The sequence below is a fragment of the Streptomyces sp. NBC_01275 genome, assembly GCF_026340655.1.
GTDB lineage: Bacteria > Actinomycetota > Actinomycetes > Streptomycetales > Streptomycetaceae > Streptomyces.
Map to the genome: position 1 here is coordinate 4,270,906 of NZ_JAPEOZ010000001.1, position 24,121 is coordinate 4,295,026.

Annotated in this window: 21 protein-coding genes; 9 read left to right on the forward strand and 12 right to left on the reverse strand. The window is 72.3% G+C overall.

Features of this window, described 5'->3' with window-relative positions; translation table 11 throughout:
• Window positions 1-18: 18 nt before the first annotated feature.
• Genes OG562_RS18640 through OG562_RS18650 form a run of 3 tightly spaced genes read right to left on the reverse strand, consistent with a single transcriptional unit; the run spans window position 19 to window position 1,473 of the window.
• Window positions 19-576 carry a GNAT family N-acetyltransferase gene (locus OG562_RS18640; protein ID WP_266399121.1) on the reverse strand — a complete coding sequence of 186 codons (558 nt, stop codon included), beginning with the start codon at window positions 574-576 and terminating at the stop codon, window positions 19-21.
• A 49-nt stretch (window positions 577-625) separates the two neighbouring features.
• Window positions 626-1,027 carry a Zn-ribbon domain-containing OB-fold protein gene (locus OG562_RS18645; RefSeq protein ID WP_266399123.1) on the reverse strand — a complete coding sequence of 134 codons (402 nt, stop codon included), beginning with the start codon at window positions 1,025-1,027 and terminating at the stop codon, window positions 626-628.
• A complete protein-coding gene (locus tag OG562_RS18650; RefSeq protein WP_266399125.1) occupies window positions 1,024-1,473 on the reverse strand; it encodes a DoxX family membrane protein in 450 nt (149 codons plus the stop codon). The genes OG562_RS18645 and OG562_RS18650 overlap by 4 nt, the downstream gene beginning before the upstream one ends.
• 250 nt (window positions 1,474-1,723) lie before the next feature.
• Here OG562_RS18650 and OG562_RS18655 point away from each other — a divergent pair, with 250 nt between their 5' ends.
• From OG562_RS18655 to OG562_RS18675, 5 genes are all read left to right on the forward strand, one after another.
• The gene (locus tag OG562_RS18655; RefSeq protein ID WP_266399127.1) at window positions 1,724-3,385 is read left to right on the forward strand and encodes a subtype B tannase; all 1,662 of its coding nucleotides are present in this window, start codon (window positions 1,724-1,726) and stop codon (window positions 3,383-3,385) included.
• Window positions 3,386-3,647: 262 nt separating this feature from the next.
• A complete protein-coding gene (locus OG562_RS18660; protein WP_266399130.1) occupies window positions 3,648-4,889 on the forward strand; it encodes an NAD(P)/FAD-dependent oxidoreductase in 1,242 nt (413 codons plus the stop codon).
• Between the two features lie 253 nt (window positions 4,890-5,142).
• Complete coding sequence (locus OG562_RS18665; RefSeq protein WP_266399131.1) at window positions 5,143-6,648, forward strand: FAD-dependent oxidoreductase; 1,506 nt, start codon at window positions 5,143-5,145, stop codon at window positions 6,646-6,648.
• 148 nt (window positions 6,649-6,796) lie between these two features.
• On the forward strand, window positions 6,797-9,022 hold the full coding sequence (locus OG562_RS18670; RefSeq protein WP_266399134.1) for an acetate--CoA ligase family protein: 2,226 nt from the start codon (window positions 6,797-6,799) through the stop codon (window positions 9,020-9,022).
• A 44-nt stretch (window positions 9,023-9,066) separates the two neighbouring features.
• Entirely contained in the window at window positions 9,067-9,900 is an 834-nt protein-coding gene (locus OG562_RS18675) for an enoyl-CoA hydratase/isomerase family protein (protein WP_266399136.1), read from the forward strand.
• A 3-nt stretch (window positions 9,901-9,903) separates the two neighbouring features.
• On the opposite strand, the gene OG562_RS18680 is transcribed toward OG562_RS18675, so the two are convergent.
• On the reverse strand, window positions 9,904-10,848 hold the full coding sequence (locus OG562_RS18680; RefSeq protein ID WP_266399138.1) for a hypothetical protein: 945 nt from the start codon (window positions 10,846-10,848) through the stop codon (window positions 9,904-9,906).
• A 104-nt stretch (window positions 10,849-10,952) separates the two neighbouring features.
• Between OG562_RS18680 and OG562_RS18685 the strand changes: the two genes are divergently transcribed.
• Together OG562_RS18685 and OG562_RS18690 are read left to right on the forward strand one after the other, a co-directional pair.
• Window positions 10,953-11,573 carry a flavin reductase family protein gene (locus OG562_RS18685; protein WP_266399141.1) on the forward strand — a complete coding sequence of 207 codons (621 nt, stop codon included), beginning with the start codon at window positions 10,953-10,955 and terminating at the stop codon, window positions 11,571-11,573.
• Window positions 11,574-11,635: 62 nt separating this feature from the next.
• Window positions 11,636-12,079, forward strand: coding sequence for a hypothetical protein (locus OG562_RS18690; protein WP_266399143.1), 444 nt, complete (start codon window positions 11,636-11,638; stop codon window positions 12,077-12,079).
• Between the two features lie 136 nt (window positions 12,080-12,215).
• On the opposite strand, the gene OG562_RS18695 is transcribed toward OG562_RS18690, so the two are convergent.
• The gene (locus OG562_RS18695; RefSeq protein WP_266409382.1) at window positions 12,216-13,505 is read right to left on the reverse strand and encodes an MFS transporter; all 1,290 of its coding nucleotides are present in this window, start codon (window positions 13,503-13,505) and stop codon (window positions 12,216-12,218) included.
• A 179-nt stretch (window positions 13,506-13,684) separates the two neighbouring features.
• Between OG562_RS18695 and OG562_RS18700 the strand changes: the two genes are divergently transcribed.
• Window positions 13,685-14,728, forward strand: coding sequence for a GlxA family transcriptional regulator (locus tag OG562_RS18700; protein WP_266399144.1), 1,044 nt, complete (start codon window positions 13,685-13,687; stop codon window positions 14,726-14,728).
• Here OG562_RS18700 and OG562_RS18705 read toward each other — a convergent pair.
• The 4 genes from OG562_RS18705 to OG562_RS18720 form a co-directional block, all read right to left on the reverse strand.
• Window positions 14,612-15,889: an MFS transporter gene (locus tag OG562_RS18705; protein WP_266399145.1), complete on the reverse strand. Its 1,278-nt coding sequence runs from the start codon at window positions 15,887-15,889 to the stop codon at window positions 14,612-14,614. The genes OG562_RS18700 and OG562_RS18705 overlap by 117 nt on opposite strands.
• A 175-nt stretch (window positions 15,890-16,064) precedes the next feature.
• Window positions 16,065-17,114 (reverse strand): Zn-dependent alcohol dehydrogenase, encoded by a 1,050-nt coding sequence (locus OG562_RS18710; protein ID WP_266399147.1) that lies wholly within the window; start codon window positions 17,112-17,114, stop codon window positions 16,065-16,067.
• Window positions 17,114-18,286: an acyl-CoA dehydrogenase family protein gene (locus OG562_RS18715; RefSeq protein WP_266399150.1), complete on the reverse strand. Its 1,173-nt coding sequence runs from the start codon at window positions 18,284-18,286 to the stop codon at window positions 17,114-17,116. The genes OG562_RS18710 and OG562_RS18715 overlap by 1 nt, the downstream gene beginning before the upstream one ends.
• 103 nt (window positions 18,287-18,389) lie before the next feature.
• Window positions 18,390-19,304: an SDR family NAD(P)-dependent oxidoreductase gene (locus tag OG562_RS18720; protein ID WP_266399152.1), complete on the reverse strand. Its 915-nt coding sequence runs from the start codon at window positions 19,302-19,304 to the stop codon at window positions 18,390-18,392.
• Window positions 19,305-19,390: 86 nt separating this feature from the next.
• Here OG562_RS18720 and OG562_RS18725 point away from each other — a divergent pair, with 86 nt between their 5' ends.
• Window positions 19,391-20,317 (forward strand): cyclase family protein, encoded by a 927-nt coding sequence (locus OG562_RS18725; protein ID WP_266399154.1) that lies wholly within the window; start codon window positions 19,391-19,393, stop codon window positions 20,315-20,317.
• A gap of 485 nt (window positions 20,318-20,802) precedes the next feature.
• Here the strand turns inward: OG562_RS18725 and OG562_RS18730 are convergent, their stop codons facing one another.
• From OG562_RS18730 to OG562_RS18740, 3 genes are all read right to left on the reverse strand, one after another.
• A complete protein-coding gene (locus OG562_RS18730) occupies window positions 20,803-21,321 on the reverse strand; it encodes an ATP-binding protein (protein ID WP_266409384.1) in 519 nt (172 codons plus the stop codon).
• Window positions 21,322-21,883: 562 nt separating this feature from the next.
• The gene (locus OG562_RS18735) at window positions 21,884-22,933 is read right to left on the reverse strand and encodes an acyl-CoA dehydrogenase family protein (RefSeq protein ID WP_266399156.1); all 1,050 of its coding nucleotides are present in this window, start codon (window positions 22,931-22,933) and stop codon (window positions 21,884-21,886) included.
• A gap of 9 nt (window positions 22,934-22,942) precedes the next feature.
• Window positions 22,943-24,112 (reverse strand): acyl-CoA dehydrogenase family protein, encoded by a 1,170-nt coding sequence (locus tag OG562_RS18740; RefSeq protein WP_266399158.1) that lies wholly within the window; start codon window positions 24,110-24,112, stop codon window positions 22,943-22,945.
• Window positions 24,113-24,121: the final 9 nt, after the last annotated feature.

Genomic DNA, 24,121 nt, shown 5'->3' on the forward strand with positions numbered 1-24,121 from the left:
GCCCCCGAATTTCGGCGGTCAGGGCGCCTTCGGCTCCGGCTCCGGGTCCGTCGCCAGGCGTCCGTGCCGGTGGACGTCGCGGAAGGCGTCCCTGCGTTCCGCCTCCCACATCGCGCCGCGCACGGTCCCCTCGTAGAGGAAACCGCAGCGTTCGGCGACCCGGCAGGATCCCTCGTGGCCGAGGGCGTGGCCCAACTCGAGGCGGTGCAGGCCCGCTTCGGCGAACGCCCAGCGTGCGGCGAGCAGCAGGGAGCCGGTGGCGACGCCCCGGCCGCGGGCCTCGGGCAGCACCCAGTAGCCGACGACGGCGTTGCTGAGGATCCGGTCGATCGCGTTGACGGAGACCTGCCCGAGGATCGTCCCGTCGGCGGCGTCCGTGACGCAGAAGGCCATGGAGCGTCCGGTCGCCCCGTCCGCCGTCTTGGCGGCCAGCGACTCCCGTGCGCTCGCGGTGTCCGTGATCACCCTGATCGGGGTGTTCCAGCGCCGGAACTCAGGATCGACGTGCCCGCGCAGCCACGCGTCCACGTCGTCGGCGGACCGGGGGTCCCAGGGGCGTAGGAGGATGTCGGTCATCCGGTCATTGAACACCCTCGGCCTTTCAGAATCGGGCGGCCTCCGGCCCTCAGTCCACCACCCGAAACACCGGAACCCCATCCCGGAACGCGACCGCCAGCTCCACCCCCGCCCGCAGCTCCCCGTCCGCCGCGACAGCCTCCCCCACCACCTCCGTGGACATCCGCGGCCCCTCCGCGAGGTCGACCACGGCGGCGACGTACGGTGTCCGCTCCCCGAAGGGCGGCAGATCGTTGCGGTGGACGACGGACCAGGTGTAGAGGGTCGCCCGGCCACTGGCGTCCTCCCAGGTCACGTCCTCGCTCCAGCAGTGCGGGCAGAACTCCCGGGGGTAGTGGTGGGCCCGCCCGCACGCCCCGCAGCGCCGGATCAGCAGTCGGCCCTCCGCCGCCGCGTCCCAGTACGTGCGGGTGAAGGCGTCGATCTCGGGAAGGTCGTGGCGCGCACTCACTGGAAGAGCCCCAGTGCGTTGTCCACCGACCACGTCTGCCACGCCATCCCGCCCAGGCCGACGACCGAGATGAGCGCCATCATCCCGTTCTGCCCCTGCTCGGCCCAGTCGTGGATCATGAGGACGAGGTAGGTCAGGTTGAGGAGCAGGCCGCCGACCAGGGCGATCGGGGTCAGGAAGCCCACGATCAGCCCGAGCCCCAGGGCCAGCTCCGCATAGACGACGACATACGCCATCACGCGCGGGCGCGGCTCGACGACCACCGCGAAACCGGAGCGTACGGCGTTCCAGCGGTGCTTGGCCGCCACGTCCGCCGCCCACTTGATGCCGGAGCCCTCGAACCAGCTCTTCTTCTCCTTGTGCCGCCAGCTCTCCAGCCACCACAGCCCGAGCCCGATCCGCAGCACCGCCAGCCATTCCGCACCGCCGAGCCAGATCGCATCCATGAATCTGACGGTACGTCAGGTAACTGCGTACGGGAAGCCCACGGGAAGCCCGCGAGAACCGGAGAAATCTGTGCGCCGCCTATGAAGCTATGCGTCGCCCGTGAATGTCCCGCAGATTGTTGACGATTTTGTCGGCCAAGAATTACGTTCGCCACCGCAAGCCAGACAGCACGCAGCAGGCACGCAGCGAGCACCCGGCACGTACGCAGCGAGTACGCAGACAGCACGCGGTTCATGGAGAGGCAGCAACGTGAAGCACAAGGCAGTCAAGCGCAGGTCGGTCGTCATAGGCATCGGCGCCACCGCCGGCGCCGCGGCAGTCGGCGGCATCGCCCTCAGCGCGCAGGCGGCCGACAGCTCGTCGTCCTCGTCCTCCGCGTCCGCCTCGGGCTCCCTGGCCTTCGACCCGGACGCGTACACCAAGCTGACGACCACGATCACGGACGCCGACGGCGCCGACCACGACGTCACGTATCACTTCTGGAAGGCGATCACCTACGTCGCCAAGCCGGTCGACGAGGCGTACCAGTCCCTGAACGTCAGCGTGCCGGTCGAGATCGACGGAACCGCTGTCGACGCGACGCACGCGCCGATCCTGTTCGCCAACTCCGTCGGCGGGTACATGCCGTCCTCCGTCGCGGACGCCACCGGCATCGGCGGCTCCAGCGGGGCCGGCGGGATGGGCGGCGGCGCACCCAGCGGAGCACCCTCGGCCAGCGCCGACGCCTCCGCCTCGACCGGCGCCACCGCCCCCGGCGCCAACGGCAACACCAACGGCACCGGCGGCGCGCTGAACACCAACCAGCTGCTGGCCCTGGCCGCCGGGTACGTCGTCGTCGAGCCCGGCGCCCGCGGCCGTACGCTCAAGAACTCCGACGGCGAGTACTACGGCGTGGCGCCCGCCGCGATCGTCGACCTCAAGGCGGCCGTGCGGTACGTGCGGTTCAACAAGGGCCGTATCCCGGGGAACACCGAGCGGATCGTGTCCGCGGGCACCAGCGCCGGCGGCGCGCTGTCGTCGCTGCTCGGCGCGTCCGGCGGCAGCCCGATCTACGACGAGTACCTCGAGGAGCTCGGCGCGGCCGACGCCTCCGACGCGATCTTCGCGACCGGCGCCTGGTGCCCGATCACCGACCTGGAGCACGCCGACGGCGCCTACGAGTGGAACTGGGGCTCCAACGTCACCCAGTCCACCGGCAAGGCCGTCGACCAGACCGTCTCGAAGGCGCTGCAGTCGCAGTTCGCCGAGTACCAGGCCGGTCTGAAGCTCAAGGGCCTCGGCGGCTTCGGCCCCCTGAACGCCCGCAACTACGACGAGTACCTGGTCAAGCAGTACCTGGAACCGTCGGCCACCGCCTACCTGGCCGACCTCTCGGACGCCGACCGCACCACCTACCTCGCCGCCAACACCTTCCTCACCTGGAAGAACGGCAAGGCCACCTTCACCTGGGCGGACTTCCTCGCCCATGTCGGCGCCCGCAAGAAGACCACTCCGGCCTTCGACGCCTTCGACCTGTCGGCCGGCGAGAACAATGAATTCGGCAAGGGAACGACCCTCTCCCGCCACTTCACGGCGTACAGCCTGAAGAATGACACCACCGGGCTCACCGCCAAGCGCCTCGACAGCGACATCCCCGAGATGCTGCGGCTGATGAACCCGATGCACTTCCTGACCGACAAGCCCAACGAAAGCCGCACCAAGCACTGGTGGATCCGCCTCGGCACGAAGGACTCCGACACGTCGCTGACCGTCTCCGCCAACATCGCCGCCGCCGCGCACGACCTGGGCGACGACGTCGACCACCTCTACTACTGGGACGCCGGCCACGGCGCGAACAACGACCCGGGCGACTTCATCAAGTGGATCGCCAAGGTCACCGGCGCCAAGTCGGGCGCGCGGACCAAGAAGTAGCCAAGACCGAGAAGTGCCCCTCCCCTGTCGGGGACCCTGAAACGCGGCGGCGTACGTTTCCCGTCATAGCTACGCACGCCGTCCGCACGCGACGCCTGGCCCCAGCGCACCGGAGCCAGGCGTCGCACTGCGTACACGGCGCTGCGTGCGTGGCGCTGCCTACACGGCGCTGCGTGCGTGGCGCTGCGTGCGTGATCGATCCGCAACCAATTCCCCTCTTGACTGAGACCCATCGCTCTCTGGCGTGATTACGCTCGCGCTCATGGAAGACTCCTCGCCGAACCTCGCCGACCGCCCCGTGTACGTCATCGGCGGCGGCCCCGGCGGCCTCGCCGCCGCGTACGCGCTGCGGGCCCAGGGCATTCGCGCCGTCGTCGTGGAGAAGGCCGACGAGGTCGGTGCGTCCTGGCGGCGGCACTACGACCGGCTGCACCTGCACACCACCCGGCGGCTCTCGGCCCTGCCCGGGCTGCCGATGCCGCGTCGGTTCGGGCGATGGGCGGCGCGGGCCGACGTGGTGCGGTACCTGGAGAAGTACGCCGAGGTCCACGAGCTGGAGATCGTCACCGGCGTCGAGGTCTCCCGCATCGACCGCACCCCGGACGGCACCGGCTGGCTGCTGCACGCCAGCGGCGGCCGTGAGCTGACCGGCTCGGCGGTCGTCGTCGCCACCGGCTACAACCACACCCCGCTCCTGCCGGACTGGCCCGGCCGCGACACGTTCACCGGTGAGCTGGCGCACGCCAGCGTCTACCGCAACGGCGAGCCCTACGCCGGCCGGGACGTCCTCGTCGTCGGCGCCGGCAACACCGGCGCGGAGATAGCCGTGGACCTGGTGGAGAACGGGGCGTCCCGGGTGCGACTGGCCGTGCGCACCGCCCCGCACATCGTGCGCCGCTCGACCGCGGGCTGGGCCGCCCAGTACACGGCCGTCCTCATACGACGGCTGCCCGTCCCCCTCGTCGACCGGCTCGCGCGGCCGATGGCGAAGCTGAGCGTGCCGGACCTGTCGGCGCACGGGCTGCCGCGCCCCGAGACCGGTCTCTACTCCCGCGTCAAGGAAGGCGCCATTCCGGTGCAGGACGTCGGTCTGATCGACGCCGTGCGCAAGGGGCGGGTGGAGGTCGTGGCCGCCGTGGAGAGCTTCGAGGCGGCCGACGAGGACAGCGGCGACGGCAGCGCCGCGGACGGCGACAAGGCCGCAAGCGGGGACGGCGACAAGGCCGACGGCAAGACCGGAAGCAAGGTCGTGCTCGCCGACGGCAGCCGGATCTCGCCGGACTCGATCGTCGCCGCCACCGGATACGTCCGCGCCCTGGAGGGCCTGGTCGGCCACCTCGGCGTGCTCGACGAACGAGGCAGACCCGTGGCCCACGGCGCCCGCACCCCGAAGAACGCGCCCGGCCTGTACTTCACCGGCTTCACGACCCCCATCAGCGGCACGCTCCGCGAGCTGGGGATCGACGCGGAGAAGATCGCGAAGGCCGTCCGCAAGAAGGTGTAGGCAACCGGTTCTGCCGCGAAGCCGCCGACTCAGCGGTCCTCAGCGGTCCTCAGCGGTAATCCTGGACGGCCACCTGGACGGCCACCCGCGAAACCGCCCCCGAGCGACAGCGGACACGCCCAACTCCCCCACGCTTCCCTCCTGTTACTCCTGCGCCAGATGCGACAAGAGCGTTGTCCCGTGCCCCGCACGGAGCCAGAATGTGAGCCCTGTTCACCTTTCCAGCTCCGCCCCCGCTCTACGGAGGACGCACGTGGCAAGTGAAAGACAGCTGTCTCCCGCCCTTTCCCGCCGTTCCCTGCTCGGCCGCACGGCCGCCGTGGCCGCCGGCGCGACCGCCCTCACCGCGACCGCCGCCGCCACCGCCTCCGCGGCCACCGCCCGCGAGGTGGACGTCGCGATCGTCGGCGGCGGCCTCGCCGGACTCACCGCGGCCCGCGATCTGGTCGCCGCCGGGAAAACGGTTGTCGTCCTGGAGGCCCGGGACCGCGTCGGCGGCCGGGTCGTCAACCTGTCCCTGCCCGGCGGCGGAGTCACCGAGGGCGGCGGCGAGTTCATCGGCCCCACCCAGGACCGCATCAAGGCGCTCGCCGACTCCCTCGGCGTGGCGACCTTCGCCACCTACAACACCGGCAAGAACCTCCTCTACAAGGACGGCAAGAAGACCCCGTACGCCACCGACGGACTGCTCGGCTCCGTCCCGCCGATCGACGTGGCGGGCCTCGCCAACGCGGCGATCGTGCAGTCCTCGCTGGACGACATGGCCAAGCAGGTGCCGGTCGACGCGCCCTGGACCGCGGCCAAGGCCGCCGAATGGGACAAGCAGACCTTCGAGAGCTGGCTGAACGCCAACGCGGTGGTCCCGTCGGCGAAGTTCCTCCTGGACGTGGCCTGTACGTCGATCTTCTCGGCCGAACCCCGCGAGCTCTCCCTCCTGTTCGTCCTCTTCTACATCGCCGCCGCCGGCAACGAGTCCACCGTCGGCACCCTGGAACGCCTCACCGAGACGGCGAACGGCGCCCAGGAGTCCCGTTTCGTCGGCGGCTCCCAGCAGGTGCCGATCAAGCTGGCCGCCACCCTCGGCGACCGGGTGGTGCTGAGCGCCCCGGTGCGCACGATCACCCAGTCCGGCGGCAAGTACGTCGTGACGGCCGACGGCATCACCGTCACGGCCAAGAAGGTCGTCGTCGCCGTACCCCCGCCCCTCGCCGCCCGCATCTCGTACGACCCCCTGCTGCCGGCCGGCCGCGACCAGCTCACCCAGCGTCTGCCGATGGCCTCGGTCGGCAAGGCGATCGCCGTCTACGACACCCCCTTCTGGCGTGCCGACGGCCTCAACGGCCAGGTCGTCAGCGACACCGGCGTGGTCAGCTCCACCTTCGACAACTCCCCGCCCGACACCGCCTACGGCGCGCTGATGGGCTTCATCGAGGCCGACGAGATGCGGGCGCTGGACGCGGCGAGCGAGGCGGAGGTCAAGGCGGCCGTACTGAAGGACTACGTGACCTACTTCGGCGAGAAAGCCGCCTCCCCTTCCGCGTTCGTCCTGCAACGCTGGAACAACGAGGCCTACACCCGCGGCGGCCCCGTCTCCATCGCCGCGCCCGGCGTCCTGACCCAGTACGGGGCGGCCCTGCGCAAGCCGGTGGGCGGCATCCACTGGGCGGGCACGGAGACCTCCGTCCACTGGATGGGGTTCATGGACGGAGCGGTGCGGTCGGGCGAGCGGGTGGCGAAGGAGGTGCTGGCGGCGCTGTAGGGCCCGCGAGCCGGTTCGCGTGGTCCGCTCCTTTCTGTGTGCACGCCCATTCCTGACATCCCGTCAGTTCTGTAATCTGACAGTACGTCAGTTACTTGGCCGTCACATTGGCAGTCACCTCGGCAGTCACTCAGGAGCGGGCGGACCGATGCTTGGATCAACCCACGGCACCCTCACCACCGACGCCCGCCGGGCCCGGGTCATCGCCTGCGGCGAGCAGCCCGGGCCCGCCGTCCACGGCCGGCCGGCCGAGGCGGACGACCTGGACGTCAGCGGCCGCCCACTGTATTCGGCCGTCCCCGACCTGGACCGGTTCTTCCGGCCCGAGTCGGTCGCGGTCGTCGGCGCCTCGGACGCCGAAGGACGCCCGAACACCGGTGTCACCCGTCAACTGGTGGGCTGGGCCCAGCGGGTGGGGGCGCGGCTGCATCCCGTGCACCCCACCCGCGACTCCGTCTTCGGCATCCCCTGCTCGCCGTCCGTCGCGGAGCTGCCCGAACAGGTCGATCTGGCCGTGCTGTTGGTCGCCGACCCGCTGCCCGTGATCGAGCAACTCGCCGAGACGAAGGTGAAGTTCGCGGTCGCCTTCGCCTCCGGCTTCGCGGAGACCGGCGAGGCGGGCGCGGCGGCCCAGGCCCGCCTCGCGACGGCCGTCGAACGCTCGGGGCTGCGCCTGCTCGGCCCCAACACCAACCTCAACGCCTTCGAGCACTTCCGCGACGACCTCGAGGGGCCGTCGATCGCCCTGATCACCCAGTCCGGCCACCAGGGCCGCCCCGTCTTCGCCCTCCAGGAGCTCGGCATCCGCCTCTCGCACTGGGCGCCGACCGGCAACGAGGCCGACCTGGAGACCGCCGACTTCCTCTCCTACTTCGCCGAGCGCCCGGAGGTCGGCGCGATCGCCTGCTACGTGGAGGGCCTGAAGGACGGCCGGTCCTTCCTGCTCGCCGCCGACCGGGCGGCCCGGCGCGGGGTGCCCGTCGTCGCGGTCAAGGTGGGCCGCACCGAGACCGGCGCCCGCACCGCCGCCTCCCACACCGGCAAGCTGACCGGTTCGGACGAGGTCGTCGACGCGGCGATGCGCCAGTACGGCGTGATCCGCGTCGACGGTCTCGACGAACTCCAGGACACCGCGGCCCTGTTGGCCCGCGCCCGCCCGCCGCAGGCCGACGGGGTCGTCGTCTACTCCATCTCGGGCGGCACCGGCGCGCACGTCGCCGACCTGGCGACGGCGGCGGGCCTCAGCCTGCCGACCCTGTCCGCCGCCCGGCAGGCCGAGCTGCACCAGTGGATCCCCGAGTACCTGAACGTGGCCAACCCGGTCGACAACGGCGGGCACCCGGTCGGCGACTGGCGCGGCCGGAAGATCATCGACGCGATCCTGGACGACCCCGAGGTGGGCGTCCTGATCTGCCCGATCACCGGCCCCTTCCCGCCGTTGAGCGACCGCCTCGTGCGGGACCTGGTGGACGCGGCCGAGCGGACGGACAAGCTGGTGTGCGTGGTGTGGGGCTCACCGGTGGGCACCGAGCCCGCCTACCGCGAGGTCCTCCTCGGCTCCTCCCGGGTGGCGACCTTCCGCACGGTCTCGGGCTGTCTGACGGCCGTCCGCGCCCACCTCGACCACCACCGTTTCGTACGCGGCTACCGCTCCCCTTTCGACGAGGCCCCCCGCACCCTCTCCCCCTCCTACCGCAAGGCGCGGATGCTGATGCGCCCCGGACAGCAACTGAGCGAACACGCCGGGAAACAGCTGCTGCGGGCGTACGGCATCCGGGTCCCGCGTGAGCAGCTGGTGACCAGCGCGGCGGCGTCCGTGCGGGCGGCGGGGCTGGTGGGCTACCCGGTGGTGATGAAGGCGTCCGGCGCGCAGATCGCCCACAAGACCGAGCTGGGCCTGGTGAAGATCGGCCTGACCTCGGCCAGCCAGGTCCGGGACGCCTACCGCGAGTTGACGGACATCGCCCGTTACGAGGGCGTCGCGCTGGACGGCGTCCTGGTGTGCCAGATGGTCGAGCGGGGCGTGGAGATGGTCGTCGGCGTCACCCACGACGACCTGTTCGGGCCGACGGTGACGGTGGGTCTCGGCGGGGTGCTGGTGGAGGTGCTGCGGGACGTCGCCGTACGCGTGCCCCCCTTCGGCGAGGACCAGGCCCGCGCCATGCTCGCCGAACTGCGCGGCCGCGCCCTGCTGGACGGCGTCCGCGGCCGCCCCCCGGCCGACCTGGACGGCCTCGTCGAGGTGATCCTGCGCGTCCAGCGCATGGCCCTGGAGCTCGGCGACGACCTCGCGGAGCTGGACATCAACCCGCTGGTGGTGCTGGAGCAGGGACAGGGGGCGGTGGCCCTGGACGCGTTGGCGGTGTGCCGGTGACGAGCGCTTCACCCGGCCGGCCCGACTCAGAACGGAGCACGACCATGCCCGAGCCGTGGATACGCCACCGGACCGACGCCCACGTCACCCACCTCACCCTCGACCGCCCCGAGGCCCTCAACGCCCTCACCCCCGCCCAGCGCGACCACCTCATCCGGCTCCTCGCCGACGCCTCCGCCGACCCGGACGTACGGGCGGTCGTCCTGACCGGAACGGGCCGCGGGTTCTGCGCGGGCGCTGATCTACGAGGCTCGGGGAACGGAAAGCGGGACACCGGCAACCGGACCTCCGGGGACGGGGACGCCGGCGAACGGATCGCCGGGGACGTGGCCCGCACTCTTCGCCTCGGCGCCCAGCGCCTGATCGCGGCCGTCCTCGACTGCGAGAAACCGGTGATCGCGGCGGTCAACGGCACGGCGGCCGGCCTGGGCGCGCATCTCGCCCTCGCCTGCGACCTCGTCCTGGCCGCCGAGTCGGCCCGTTTCATCGAGGTGTTCGTACGACGCGGTCTGGTCCCCGACGGCGGCGGCGCCTATCTCCTCCCCCGGCTGATCGGCCCCCACCGCGCCAAGGAGCTGATGTTCTTCGGCGACGCGCTCACCGCGGCGGACGCAGAACGCCTCGGCCTGGTCAACCGGGTCGTCCCCGACGGGGAGTTGGACAAGACGGCCCGCGAGTGGGCGGCCCGCCTCGCCGCCGGTCCCACCCGCGCCCTCGCCCTGACCAAGCAACTCGTCAACGCCTCCCTCGACCACGACCGCGCCACCGCTTTCACCGCCGAGGCCGCCGCCCAGGAGATCAACATGACGACGGCCGACGCGCGGGAGGGCGTGGCGAGCTTCGTGGAGCGGCGCGACCCCCGTTTCCGGGGCCGCTGACGCTCAGCCGGCCTCCTGCTCCACCGCCTGCTTCAGGACCCGCAGTTCCCCCGCGTCCGGATCCCCGAAGATCACGAACAGCTCGGGCGCGTCCGCGGTCCCGGCGACGGCCCAGGAGGTCTCCTCCCCGCAACCGCTCCCCGTGCCGCTGCCGAGGCGTACGGCGACATGGTCCCGGCCGGTGGACTCGTCCGGCCCGCCGAAGGTCCAGGTGCCGGTGCCGTCGCACACGGCCAGATCCTCGCCCGACGCGAACTCGGCCTCCGCCGGCATCCTGCTCAACTCGGCCCGCCCGCCCGGCAGCAGCCGCAGCTCGGCCCCGTCCTGCCCGCGCCAGACGCCGGCGACCTGGGCGGCGGACAGTTCCGGTGGTTCGTACTCCTCGACGAGTCCCATGGCCGTGGCCGCCAGCGCGCCGGCGAAGGCCAGTACGAACAGGCCGACGGAGGCGACTCCCGCACGCCACCAGACACTCCACAGATCCCACCCCCACCCGGGGCCGGTCTGGAGGCGCCGCAGCCGCCGCACGTACGACACCGCGAGGACGGGCACGACGCCCAGCGCCGCGAATGCCAGGAGGGTCGCGGCGAACGGCCGCCCCCACGCCAGGGCGCACACCGCGGCCCACGCCCCGCCGACCAGGACCGCGCCCAGCAGATGCCGGGCCCACCACGGCCACGGGACGCGGCGCAGCGCGCGGTCGGCGAGGACGGCGGCCGGCAGGGTCTGCACGCACGCGTGCAGCAGGCCCAGCACCGGCAGATAGAGGGGTGCGAGGACGAAAACGCAGAGCAGACCCAACGCACCGCCGTAGTCGCGGCCGTAGGGGTCGGCGGTCGAGGTGAGGACCCACCAGAGCAGGAAGACCGCCGGCAGTTGCGCCGCACCCGCCGCCACGGCCGTGGTCCGGTCGGCCGCCGCCCCGCTCATCCCCGCCTTCGTGCGCATGTCACGCCACCCCCGACGGCAGCCTACGCGCGCGTGCGACCACGCCCTTCGGCCCCCCGCACCCCTTCCCACCTGACGCCCCGTCAGCTTCAATGGAAGGCGTGATGGGACACGCAGGAATGGCAGCCGCAGCCGTCCGTTACCTCAGGTCCGCGGGCAGCCTCTCCGCCGGGATCGAGGTGGAGCCGCTGCCCCGACCCGACCTGCGCTGCGTCCGCGAGGACGAGCGGGCGCCGGTCGATCAGGGCGAGTTCCGGCGCGTGCTGGGGAACTTCGCCTCCGGCGTGACCGTTGTCACGGCACCCGCCGTGACCGACGGCGACGGCAGTCCCCTCGGCCCTGCCGGCTTCGCCTGTCAGTCCTTCTCCTCCCTCTCCCTCGACCCGCCCCTCGTCGCCTTCATGGTCGGCCGCACGTCCACGACATGGCCGCGCATCGCCCGCGCGGGCGTGTTCTGCGTCAACGTCCTCGGCGCGGGCCAGTCCGGCCTGTGCCGTTCCTTCGCGGTGAGCGGCGCGGACAAGTTCGCGGGCGTCCCCTACGACGCGGCCCCGGCATCCGGCGCCCCGCGCCTCACCGGCGCGCTGGCCTGGATCGACTGCACGATCCACGCGGTCCACACGGGCGGCGACCACCTCATCGTCGTAGGACGGGTGAACGCCCTGGGGGCGGGGGACGACGCGGACGAGCCGCCGCTGCTGTTCCACCGGGGGCGCTTTCTCTGAGGTCCGGCGACCGGGCGGAAACAGGCTGCGGCCCGACGCGACGAGATGCTCTACTCGCCCCCATGGGCAGCTCATACATGGAGTACCGCGAGCGCGGCTTCTGGGCTCGCGATTTCCAGGCCGAGGTGTGGCTCCACCTCCTGTCCGAGGAAGCCGCCTCCGTCACCGGGCGTCCGGCCTGGCTCGACGCGGCACGCAACGACTGGCGCCTCCAGGCGACAGTGGGCTTCATGGGCTGCGTCTCCGCATGTCTGGACGAACACCTCCGAGCCGACCCGGACAGAGTCGCCGTCGTCGTCGCCCTGTCCGAACGGGTCCGCGCACGGCTGCTGCGGTGGGCCCCGGCGATTCCCAGAGACGTCGTCAACGGGTTCGGAACCGGCGGCGAAGGCACGACCTTCGGCGGAGACCTGGACACGGTCGTCCTGCTGAAGTTCGCCGACGCCTTCATCCCCTTGCTGCACGGCGAGATCACAGGCGAACCGGGCACGGTCAAGGCGTACTGACAACGCCCCCGCAGAGGAGGCGTTCCCCAGGGGAGGCGTCCCCGGCGGCCATAAGGGTCTGCCCTAAGGGTCCGGACTCCACTCACCCCCGCCCAAGGCCCCGCCCGTTTCCTGCGACTTGACGGCCGGACAGGTCCTAGCCGGCCGCCCCCGCCACCCTCGGCGCCCCCGCCACCCCGACCACTCCCGGTGTCCCGCCCCCCGAGGCCCCCCGCCGCCGGATCACCAACGCCATCAGCGCCGCCACCGCGCACAGCGCCCCCGACGCGTACCAGACGACGTCGTACGAGCCGAACGTGTCCCGCGCGACTCCGCCCAGGAAGGCGACCAGGGCCGCGCCGACCTGGTGGGAGGCGAGGACCCAGCCGAAGACGATCGCGCTGTCCTCGCCGTACTGCTCGCGGCACAGGGCGACGGTGGGCGGGACGGTGGCGACCCAGTCGAGGCCGTAGAAGACGATGAAGAAGAGCATCGGCGGGCGGACGCTCGGCGCGAGCAGCATCGGGAGGAAGAGCAGGGAGATGCCCCGCAGCGCGTAGTACACCGCCAGCAGCCGGCGGGGCTCGAAGCGGTCGGTGAACCAGCCGGAGGCCACCGTGCCGACCACGTCGAACACGCCGATCACCGCGAGCAGCGAGGCCGCCGCCGTGACGGGCATGCCATGGTCGTGGGCGGCGGGCACGAAGTGGGTCTGGACCAGGCCGTTGGTGGAGGCGCCGCAGATCGCGAAGGTGCCGGCCAGCAGCCAGAAGGGGCCGGTGCGGGCCGCCGAGACGAGGACCCGTACGGTGCGGCGCGCGGCGCCCGTCACCGGAGGCGGTTTCGGTACGAACTCCTCGGCGCCGTACGGCTTCTGGCCCACGTCGGCCGGGTGGTCGCGCAGCAGCAGCCAGACGAAGGGCACGACGGCGAGGGCGGCCAGCGCCACGGTCACGGCCGCCGGACGCCAGTCGTGCTCCTCCACCAGCCAGGACAGCAGCGGCAGGAAGATCAGCTGGCCGGAGGCCGAGGCGGCGGTGAGGATGCCGGTGACCAGGCCTCGTCGGGTGGTGAACCAGCGGTTGGTGACCGTCGCGGCGAAGGCCAGCGCCATCGAGCCGGAGCCCAGACCCACCAGCAGGCCCCAGCACAGCAGCAGTTGCCAGGCCGCCGTCATCCACACGGTCAGGCCCGAGCCGATCGCGATCACGGTCAGGGCGACCGCGACGACCCGGCGGATGCCGAAACGGTCCATCAGCGCCGCCGCGAAGGGCGCGGTCAGCCCGTAGAGCGCGAGGTTGATCGAGACCGCGGCGGAGATCGTGCCGCGCGACCAGCCGAACTCCTGGTGCAGGGGGTCGATGAGCAGGCCGGGGAGCGAGCGGAAGGCCGCCGCGCCGATGATCGTCACGAAGGTGACGGCGGCGACCAACCAGGCGCGGTGGATGCCGGGCCTGCGGAGCTTCCCGACTGACGGGACGGACGGGACTGACGGGACTGACTGTGCTGACGGGGTCTTCTCTGCGGCAGTCGCCGCCTCGTTTGTCTCGGTCACGACACAAAGCTTCCGCCCCGGAGCAGCCGGGAACGAGTGGCCCGAAGGACAGCATTCGCTAGAATCGGGCCATGAGCCGTGAGCCGGAGTTCCGCCCGCACCGTGTGGTCGTCCTCGCCCTGGACGGCCTGCTCCCCTTCGAGCTGGGCATCCCGCACCGCATCTTCGGCCGCCCCAAGGACGCCCTGGGCCGTCCTCTCTACGAGGTCGTGACCTGCTCGATCCGGCCGCCGGGCCCGGTGTGGACGGACGCCGACTTCGCCGTCCTGGTCGAGCACGGCCCGGAGGCCCTGGCCACCGCCGACACCGTGATCGTCCCGGCCTCCTACGAGCTGGGCCCGGTCTTCGAGGAGGGCGTCCTGACCGACGAGCTCGCCGCCGCCCTCGCCCACCTCCGCCCCGGCGTCCGGCTCGCCTCCATCTGCACCGGCGTGTACGTCCTGGCCGCCGCCGGCTTCCTCGACGACCGCCCGGCGACCACGCACTGGGCCGACGCCGACCGTCTGCAACAGCTCTTCCCGAGGATCAGGGTCGACCCGGACGTGCTGTTCATCGACGACGGCGACGTCCTCACCTCGGCCGGCGTCGCCGCCGGGATCGACCTGTGCCTGCACATCGTCCGCCGCGACCACGGCACCGCCGTGGCCAACGAGGTCGCCCGCCGCACGGTCGTACCGCCGCATCGCGACGGCGGGCAGGCGCAGTACATCGAGCGCCCGGTGCCCGACCCGCAGCAGGCGACCACGACCTCCGCGCGCGCGTGGGCGCTGGGCCGCCTGCACGAGCCGATCCAGCTGCGGGACATGGCCGCGCAGGAGGCCATGTCGGTACGGACGTTCACGCGCCGCTTCCGCGAGGAGGTCGGCGTGAGCCCGGGGCAGTGGCTCACCCGGCAGCGGGTCGAGCGGGCCCGCCAGCTCCTGGAGTCCAGCGACCTGTCCGTCGACCAGGTCGCCCGGGACGCCGGTTTCGGCACCGCCCAGTCGATGCGACAGCACCTACAGGCGTCGCTCGGCGTCACCCCGACCGCCTATCGCCGTACTTTCCGCACCGACACCGCCGGAGCCGGATCCGGCAGGTCCGAGAGCTACGGCGGTGTGCGCGCCCTGCGTTGAGCTCCCGCGGCGCGCCTCGCCCCACCAGCCGACCCCGGTGAGCGCCAGGGTCACGGCCACTCCGGCCAGGACGGCCGTGGACGGCGCGACCACCTGGAGCAGCACACCGGCCAGGGAGCCGGTCGCCGCGTACCCCGCGCCCGCGGCCGCGTACATGACCGAGTAACCGGCGGCCAGCGCGCTCGGCGGGAGGGCCTCGCGCAGGGAGAGGTTGCGGGTGAGCATCGCGCCCGACTGGAGTGTGCCGCCCAGCACCAGCGCGAGCGCGATCCCGGCCGTGTCCGGTATCAGAGCGGCGAGCGTCACGCAGACCGACGTACCGGCCATCAGCACCACGCTGCGGGTGCGCAGCCGTCCCGGCCAGCTCCGCAGGCCGTAGGCGAACGCGCCCAGCCCGCCGCCCACCGCCATGCCGGTCAGCAGCGGGCCGGACCAGCCGACGCCGATGCCGCGCTGTTCGAGCAGGGCCGGCAGGACGAGTTCGGACAGTCCGAGCAGGGTCAGGCTGGCGGCTCCGGTGACGTACACCGGCCAGGCGCCGGCCAGGACCCGCAGCCGGGACGCCCCCCGGTCACCGGTCGCGTCGTCCGCGCCCCAGGCGGCCGGGAGCCGCCACAGGCCGACGACGGACGAGGCCATCAGGAGGGCGGCGAGGGCCAGCGGGACGCGCGGGGCGACGCCGAGGGCCAGGCCGGCGACCGCGGCCGGGGAGACGGCCCACACCCCGGCTGTCAGCATCGACTCGACGGACAGCGCCTGCGCCGCCGCGCGCTCCGGCACCAGGGTGGTGAGCAGGGTGCGCAGGCCGCCGGTGGCGGCGGCCGGGGCGGCGCCGGAGACGGCCGCGAACGCGGCGAGGACGGCCGGGTGTGCGTGGGGGAAGGCTCCCAGTCCCGCGAATCCGGCGGCTCCGGCCATGAGTCCGACGACCAGGTGCACGCGGGCGCGCTCGGGGCGCAACCTCATCCCCAGCACCGGCGCGCCCACGATCTCGCCGATCACATAGGCCGCCGCGATCATCGCCCCCAATGAGTAGCCGCCGGGGCGCTCGCGCACCAGGAAGACCAGGGCCAGCGGGGCCATGGCCACCGGCATGCGGGCGCCGACGGTGGTGCAGGCCCAGATCAGGACCTGTTTCGAGGCGACGTCGCGGTAGCTCATGGGACGACGCTAAGGGCTCGCACCGACAACGCCCCAGGCAATTTCCGGCACCTGTGGACAACTCCCGCCATGCCCACGCCATACGCCACGCCATGCCCCACGCCATGCCCCACGCCACGCCACGCCCACGCCGAACCCGTCGCCGCATCCGGAGAGGCCGAACCCGTCGCCCCGCTCAGAAAGTCAGCACCGCCCGCGCCACCCGCCCCGCCTCCGCGTCCGCCGCCGCCTTCTCGAAGTCCTCGACGGGGTAGGTCCGGGTGACGAGTTCGTCGAGGAGCAGGCGGCCGGCGAGGTACAGGTCGGCGTACAGGGCGATGTCGTGCTGGGGGCGGGACGCGCCGTAGCGGCAGCCCAGGATGGACTTGTCGAGGAAAAGGGAGGAGACGAGGAACGACGCTTCCGCCGTCGCCGGCGGCACGCCGAGCAGGACCGCCTGCCCGTGCCGGTCCAGCAGGTCGATCGCCGTGCGGATCAGCTCGACCCTCCCCACGCACTCGAAGACATGGTCCGCGCCCGTCGGCAGCAGGTCCCGCACCCCGTCCGTCGACGACAGGAAGTGCGTGGCCCCGAACTGCCGTGCCACCGCCTCCTTCGCCGGGTTGGCGTCCACCGCGACGATCCGCAGCGCACCCGCGATCCGTGCGCCCTGGAGCACGTTGAGCCCGATCCCGCCCGTCCCGATGACGACGACGCTCTCGCCGTACCCCACGCGCGCGCGGTTGAGCACCGCGCCCACCCCGGTCAGCACCCCGCACCCGATCAGCGCGGCCGACGTCAGCGGGACGTCCTTCGGGATCCGGACCGCCTGCACGGCCTTCACCACCGTCCGCTCGGCGAACGCGGAGTTGGCCGCGAACTGGTACACCGGCCGCCCCGCTCGCGTGAACGGCTTCTGCGGCCGTCCGATCGCCTGCCGGCACATCGTCGGCCGCCCCCGGTCGCACTCCGGGCACGTCCCGCAGCTGGCGAGCGTGGACAGCGCCACATGGTCCCCGGGCGTCACATGCGTGACTCCGGCCCCGACCGCCTCCACCACGCCCGCGCCCTCGTGCCCGAGCACCACCGGCGCGGGGAAGGGGATCGTCCCGTCGACGACCGACAGGTCGCTGTGGCACAGCCCGGCCGCCGAGATCGCCACGAGCACCTCGCCGGGCCCCGGATCGCGTACGACAAGATCGTCGACGACCTCGGCCCGCTTCCCGTCGAACACCACGCCTCGCATCACGCCGCTCCCCTATCCCCTGATCCCCTGGGCTGTCTGGGCAGACCGAGCACCCGCTCGGCGATGATCGTGCGCTGCACCTGGTCCGAACCGCCGTAGATCGTGTCGGCCCGCGAGAACAGGAACAGCTGCTGCGCGTCGTCGAGTTCGTACGGCGTGGAGGGCGACCAGTCCGCAGGGCCGACGCTCGCCGCAGCCCCGCGCACCTGAACCGCCGCCTCCCCCAGCCGCTGATGCCAGCCCGCCCACAGCAGCTTGGCCACGCTCGGCGCTCCCCGGTCGCCGGACGACCTGCCCAGCGTCCGCAGCGCGTTCCACCGCATGGTCCGCAACTCGGCCCACAACCGCACCAGCCGCTCCCTTACGACGGGGTCAGCGGCCGCGCCGGTCTCGACGGCCGTACGGATCACACGCCCCAACTCCTGGGCGAACCCGATCTGTTGAGCGAGCGTCGACACCCCGCGCTCGAAGCCGAGGAGGCTCATCGCGACCCGCCAGCCGTCGCCCGGCGCGCCGACGACATGCTCCACGCGCGCGTACGCCCCGTCGAAGAAGACCTCGTTGAAGTCGCTGGTGCCGGTCAGCTGCCGGATCGGCCGCACCTCGATCCGGCCCGGCTGGTCCATCGGCACGAGCAGGAAACTCAGCCCGTGGTGGCGCGTCGACTCCGGGTCGGTACGGGCCAGCACGAAACACCAGTCGGCCTCATGGGCGAGGGACGTCCAGATCTTCTGCCCGGTGAGCACGTACCCCGCGCCGTCCGGGGCGAGTTCGGCCTTCGTACGCACTCCCGCGAGGTCCGATCCGGCCCCCGGCTCGCTGTAGCCCTGACACCAGAGCTCGGCCCCGGCCGCGATCGGAGGCAGAAAACGGGCCTTCTGCTCCGCCGTCCCGTGCGCGAGCAGCGTCGGCGCGAGCAGATTCTCCCCGATGTGCCCGGACCGCGCCGGGGCCCCCGACCGGGCGTACTCCTCGGCCCAGGCGACCTGCTGGGTGAGCGAGGCGGCCCGGTTCCCGTAGCCGCCTTCCCCCCACCCGATCCCGATCCATCCGGCTTCGCCGAGCGCACGTTCCCAGGCACGACGGTCACCGCCGTACGGAGCGTGCGCGGCCAACCATTCCCGAGCTTCGGTGCGAAAGTCGTCGTCCTCGCGCGCGTATCCGAAATCCACGGCACCGCCTCAAGTCGGGGGCAAGCTGACCCACCCAAGGGGCGCGGGGAACTGCGCGACCAGCCACGACGCACCCGCACCCGGAAGTCCACAGGACGCACGTTCACTGATTGGGCCGAGCCCCTTCCCCCGCGGCCCGCCGCATCTCCTCCAACCGTTCCAGCATCGGCATCGGATCCACCCCCACCGACCCCGGCAACACCTCCGCGATCCGCTCGGGCGTCCAGGAACCCCCCTCCGCGTAGGCCGAACGCAGTTCACGTGGCTGCGCCCACACCGCGATCTTCGGCCCGGCGACGGTGTACACCTGCCCGGTGACGCCCTGCTCCCGGGCGCTGTCCGACAGCAGATAGACCACGAACGCGGCCACATCCTCCGGTTCGCCGATCTCCGCCAGCTCCATCGGCACGCCCGCCGACATCCGCGTACGGGCCACAGGGGCCACCGCATTCGCGGTCACCCCGTACTTGTGCAGCCCCAGCGCGGCGCTGCGCACCAGCGAGATGATCCCGCCCTTGGCCGCGCTGTAGTTGGCCTGGGAGACGGATCCCTGGTGGTTGCCGCTGGTGAAGCCGATCAGTGTGCCGGAACGCTGTCCCCGCATGACCGCGGAAGCGGCGCGGAAAACGGTGAACGTGCCCTTGAGATGGGTGGCGACGACCGGGTCCCACTCCTGCTCGGACATGTTGAACAGCATCCGCTCGCGCAGGATCCCCGCCACGCACACGACCCCGTCGAGCCTGCCGTACGACGTCACCGCCACGTCGACGAGACGCTGACCGCCCGCCATGGTGGAGATGTCGTCGGCGACGGCCACGGCCTCCCCGCCGGCCGCCACGATCTCCTTGACGACGGCCTCGGCGACCTCGCTGGCGGGCGCGGCCCCGTCCACGGCGACCCCGTAGTCGTTGACGACGACCCGCGCGCCCTCGGCCGCCGCCGCGAGCGCGACCGCCCGCCCGATGCCCCGCCCCGCACCCGTGACGGCGACGACCTTGCCGGCCAAGAAGTTCCCCACGTCCGGCCCCTTCCCGCAGTTTCTGACGGACCGTTAGATTTTATGTCCCGTCAGGGAGTCGGGGACAAGCCCCGGGGAGGCACGGAATGACACTGCCGGTCGAGTTCCATGACATCGCCAAGCGCGTCAACAACTGGGGCCGCTGGGGGGCCGACGACGAGATCGGCACGCTCAACCTGATCACCGACGAGGTGGTGCGCGGGGCGGCCGCGGAGATCCGCACCGGCCGTCGCGTCCCGCTCGCGCTGCCCCTGCGGCACGACGGCGTGCAGACCGGGATGATCCCGGGCCGGGTCAACCCCCTGCACGCCATGGTGCAGATCAACCAGGAGATCTTCGGTCCCGGCACGGTGGCGTGCAGCGACGACGCCGTGACGATGGGCCTGCAGGCGGGCACCCACTGGGACGCGCTGACCCACGTGTCGCACTCGGGGAAGCTCTACAACGGCCGCCCGGCCGCCACCGTCACCGCGCACGGCGGCGCGGAGTTCAGCGGCATCGACAAGGCGCGGCACATCGTCTCGCGCGGGGTCCTGCTCGACGTGGCACGCGCGCGTGGCGTCGACCGGCTGGCCGGCGGACACGCGGTCACCCCGGAGGACCTGGAGGCGGCGGAGGAGCTGGCGGGCACACGCGTGCGCGGCGGCGACATCGTGCTCGTGCGCACCGGGCAGATCCAGGTCTATCTGGCGGGCGACCGGGAGGCGTACGGCTATCCCTCGCCGGGGCTCTCGGTGCGCACTCCGGAGTGGTTCCACGCGCGCGATGTGGCCGCGGTGGCCAACGACACCCTCACGTTCGAGATCTTCCCGCCGGAGATCGAGGATCTGTGGCTGCCCGTGCACGCGCTCGACCTCGTGGAGATGGGGATGCTCCAGGGCCAGAACTGGAATCTCGAAAAGTTGTCCACAGCCTGTGGAGAAACGGGACGCTACGCGTTTCTGCTGTCCGCCATGCCCGAGCCGTTCGTCGGCGGAACGGGAACCCCGGTGGCCCCGGTGGCCGTTCTGTAGAAACCGGAGCCACCGCATACGTCGGCTGGCGGCGCGCGGCTGCCCGCCCCGAGCACGGCACCGCGCACCGCCATCCGACTCCGGCGTACCCGCCCCGACTTCCCTTCCCCAGGCCCTGAGGAAGTCGACGCCGAATCAACGATCCACACTCGCCGAGGGCTCCCGTCACCGAAGCCCTCGTCGTCCCCTCGCGGCGAATCGCTGACCACAAGCGTGATCAAACGGACACGCCGCGTCAACACCCGATCGGGGATTTATTACTTACGCCCTATTTGCGATGGGCGCGCACGGAAGCACGACCGGGCGCACCGAGGACCGGAGGGCGGCGCACCGACGCCCGCCCGGCACGGCCGACAGCGCTTTCTGCGACCGTGAGCCCCACGCCTCCGCGCCTGTACGGCCGCCACGCGGCCACTACGCCGCCTCCGCACGGCCCACACGGCCTCATGCGGCCCCGCACCCCGCCCGCCGGCCGCACGGCGGCGTCAAACAGCCTCGTACGCCCCGTACGCGAACCCCTCGTACGCCGCTTCCTGATACGCCGTCGGTTCCGCGCAGGTCGCGCTCGTCCGATCGGCCGCCGCGTCGCCGCTGTCGCCGCCCTCGGCGGGCTGGGCACAGCGGTCCAGTTCGCACCAGATGCGCTTGCCCCGGCCCTCGGCGCTCCAGCCCCAGCGGTCGGCGAGGCCGTCGACGAGGGCGAGTCCGCGGCCGCCCGTCGCGTCGTCGCCGGCACACCGGGGCACGGGGGCCCGGTCGCTGGCGTCGGCCACCTCCAGACGGACGGTGGCCGCCTCCGCCGTGCCGCCGCCCGGCAGGGACAGCCGCAGCACGGCCGGACGGCCGGTGTGCACCACGGCGTTGGTGACCAGTTCGGAGACGAGCAGGATCAGCGTCTCGGCGAGTGGTTCGTCCACCCCTATCCCGGACCCGGCGAGGCGCGAACGGGCCCACCTCCGGGCGCGACCCACTTCAGCGGGGTCGGGCCGGATCTCCAGCTGCACTTGAAGCACCTGCACCGCTCACACCATCCGAACCGGCGGACACATGGCCGTACGCCACGCGAGCCACGCGAACCGCGTGAGCACCATGACGACGAGAGCCACGATCGTAGCCATTTTCTGCATGGCCAGAACAACAGCCAGAGGCAGGGTGACGGAACGTGAATCCCTTACGAGACAGCTTGGTTGACGTACAGTCACCTCAACAAGCGCTTCGGGCATATTCCAGCGCGAAGGAGTACTCGTACGGGATACTGTGCGACGCTCGTCAGAGGGAGTCGAACAGGCGGAGGTCGGATACCCGTCCGCCCTGCGAGCAGCGTCGCGCACCGCTGGATCCGGCACCGCCCCAGGGGCACCGCCGACATGGCTCATGCTCGGAACCACTCGCATCCCACAGAAGGTACCGGAGCCCCCTGCCGACTCCGGGCCGTGACGGGTCACGCATCGGACACAACCCGGTATCAACGCTCCGTGATTCCGGTATGCCACGATCCGCGACAACCGCTCGACGGTCCGCCCGACGGCCCACCCGGTTCACCGCTGTCACCGCAGGCCGGAGCCCCTAACGACCCGCCCCGGACAGCAGATCCGCCGCGAGCAGCTCCTCACTCTCCGTGCCGCCGCTCGCACGTCGCGTGCGCACCCAGGCCCGTTTCAGGAACAGATGCACGTCCGCCTCCCAGGTGAACCCCATCCCCCCGTACACCTGGAGACAGTCCCGGGAACCGCCTACGGCGGCCTCGTCGGCGAGGAGTCGGGCGGCGGCGATGTCGGCGGGGTCGGCGGTGACGGCGGCCGCATAGACGGCCGCACGGGCCGTCTCGACCCGCACCAGCGCCTCCGCGCACAGATGCTTGACGGCCTGGAACCCCCCGACCGGCTGCCCGAACTGCACCCGCGTCCGCGCATGTTGCACAGCCAACTCCCCCACCCGCCCGGCCGTGCCCAGCTGCTCGGCAGCGGTGAGGAGCACGGCGACGGGCTCGGGCTCGGAAACGGGTTCCGAGCCCGAGCCAAAACCGCCGCCAGAGCCCAGGCCGACACCAGCACCAGCACCAGCACCAGCACCAGCACCAGCACCAGCACCAGCACCAGCACCACGATCGCCGGTCCCGGCACCCCCCGCCGCCCCCGTAGCCACCCGCACCGGAACCCGGTGCAGCGGTGTCAGCGGGTCCAGCGACCGCAGCGGTACGGCCCCCGAGGCGTCCCCGCACACCACGTCCGCCTCCGCCAGCCACTCCACCAGGCCGCCCCCGCCCCCGCCCGCGCCTGCACCCCTGTCCACGGCCGCGACGACCGTCTCCCCCTCCGCCGCGCCGGGCACGCGTCCCGCGGCGAGGAAGGTGGCTGTCAGCGGGCCGGGCAGCAACGCGCGGCCCGCCTCCTCGAAGGCCAACACCGCTTCGGGCAGCCCGAGTCCGACCCCGCCCTGCGCCTCCGGCAGCCGCAGCGCGAAGAACCCGGCCGCGCCCAGCTCCCGCCACAGCCCCCGGTCGAGCCCCGGCCGCCGCACGGCCGCCCGCAGCGCCTCGCGGTCGAAGCGCCGGGCCAGCAGCTCTCGTACGCCCTGCTTCAACGCCCTTTGGTCGTCCGTCAGTTGGAAACGCACGGGAAGACCTCACCGCCCCTTCGGCAGCCCCAGGATCCGTTCCGCCACGATGTTCCGCTGAATCTGCGAGGTCCCGGCCGCGATGGTGTACGACAGCGAGGAGAGCCGGTCGAGCACCCAGGGCCGGTCGAGGTCGAGGGCCTGATCTCCCAGGACGTCGGCGGCGGTGTCGTACAGCTCCTGACGCGCGTGTGAGTACCTCAGTTTGAAAACCGAACCGCCCACGCCCGGCACCCCGCCCCCTCCCCCGCCGGCCGAGGCCTCCGCCTCGCTCACGTTCCACTGCGTCAGCCGCCACAGCGCCCGGAACTCGGCGTTCAGGCGGCCCAGCCGCCGTCTCAGCGCCGGATCGTCCCAGCGGCCGTTGCTCCGTGCCTCGCGGGCGAGTTCGCCCAGCACGCGCCGGCAGGCGACGACCTCGCCCACGAACGCCGTGCCGCGCTCGAACGACAGCGTCACCATCGTCACCCGCCACCCGTCGTTCTCGTCCCCCACCCGGTGCGCGGCCGGCACCCGCACCTCGTCGAGGAACACCTCGGCGAACTCGGCGGACCCGGCGAGGGTGCGCAACGGCCGTACGGTGATGCCCGGAGCGTCCATGGGCATGGCCAGCCAGGTGATGCCCCGGTGCTTGGGCGCGTCCGCGTCCGTGCGGACCAACAGCTCGCACCAGTCGGCGACTTCGGCGTGCGAGGTCCAGATCTTGGACCCGCTCACCACATAGTCGTCGCCGTCGCGCCACGCGCGCGTGCGCAGCGACGCGAGGTCGGATCCGGCGTCGGGCTCGCTGAAGCCCTGGCACCAGACCTCCTCGCCGCGCAGGATCGGCGGCAGCCAGCGCGCCCGCTGCGCGGCCGTCCCCTCCGCGGCGATCGTCGGCCCGGCGTGCAGCAGTCCGACGAAGTTGGCCCCCACATAGGGCGCGCCCGCTCGTTCGGTCTCCTCCAGGAAGATCAGATGCCGGGTGGGGGCCGCGCCGCGTCCGCCCGCGTCGAGGGGCCAGTGCAGCCCGGCGTACCCGGCGTCGTACAGCGTGCGCTGCCAGCCGAGGTCGTAGGCGCGGCGGGCGGGCCAGTCGTCCGGGGGCGGCTTCGGCGGGAGCGTGGGCAGCGCCTTGTCGAGCCAGTCCCGCAGCCGCGCGCGGAACTCCGCGTCCTCGGGGGTGTCCTGGAGGTCCATGGCCGGTCG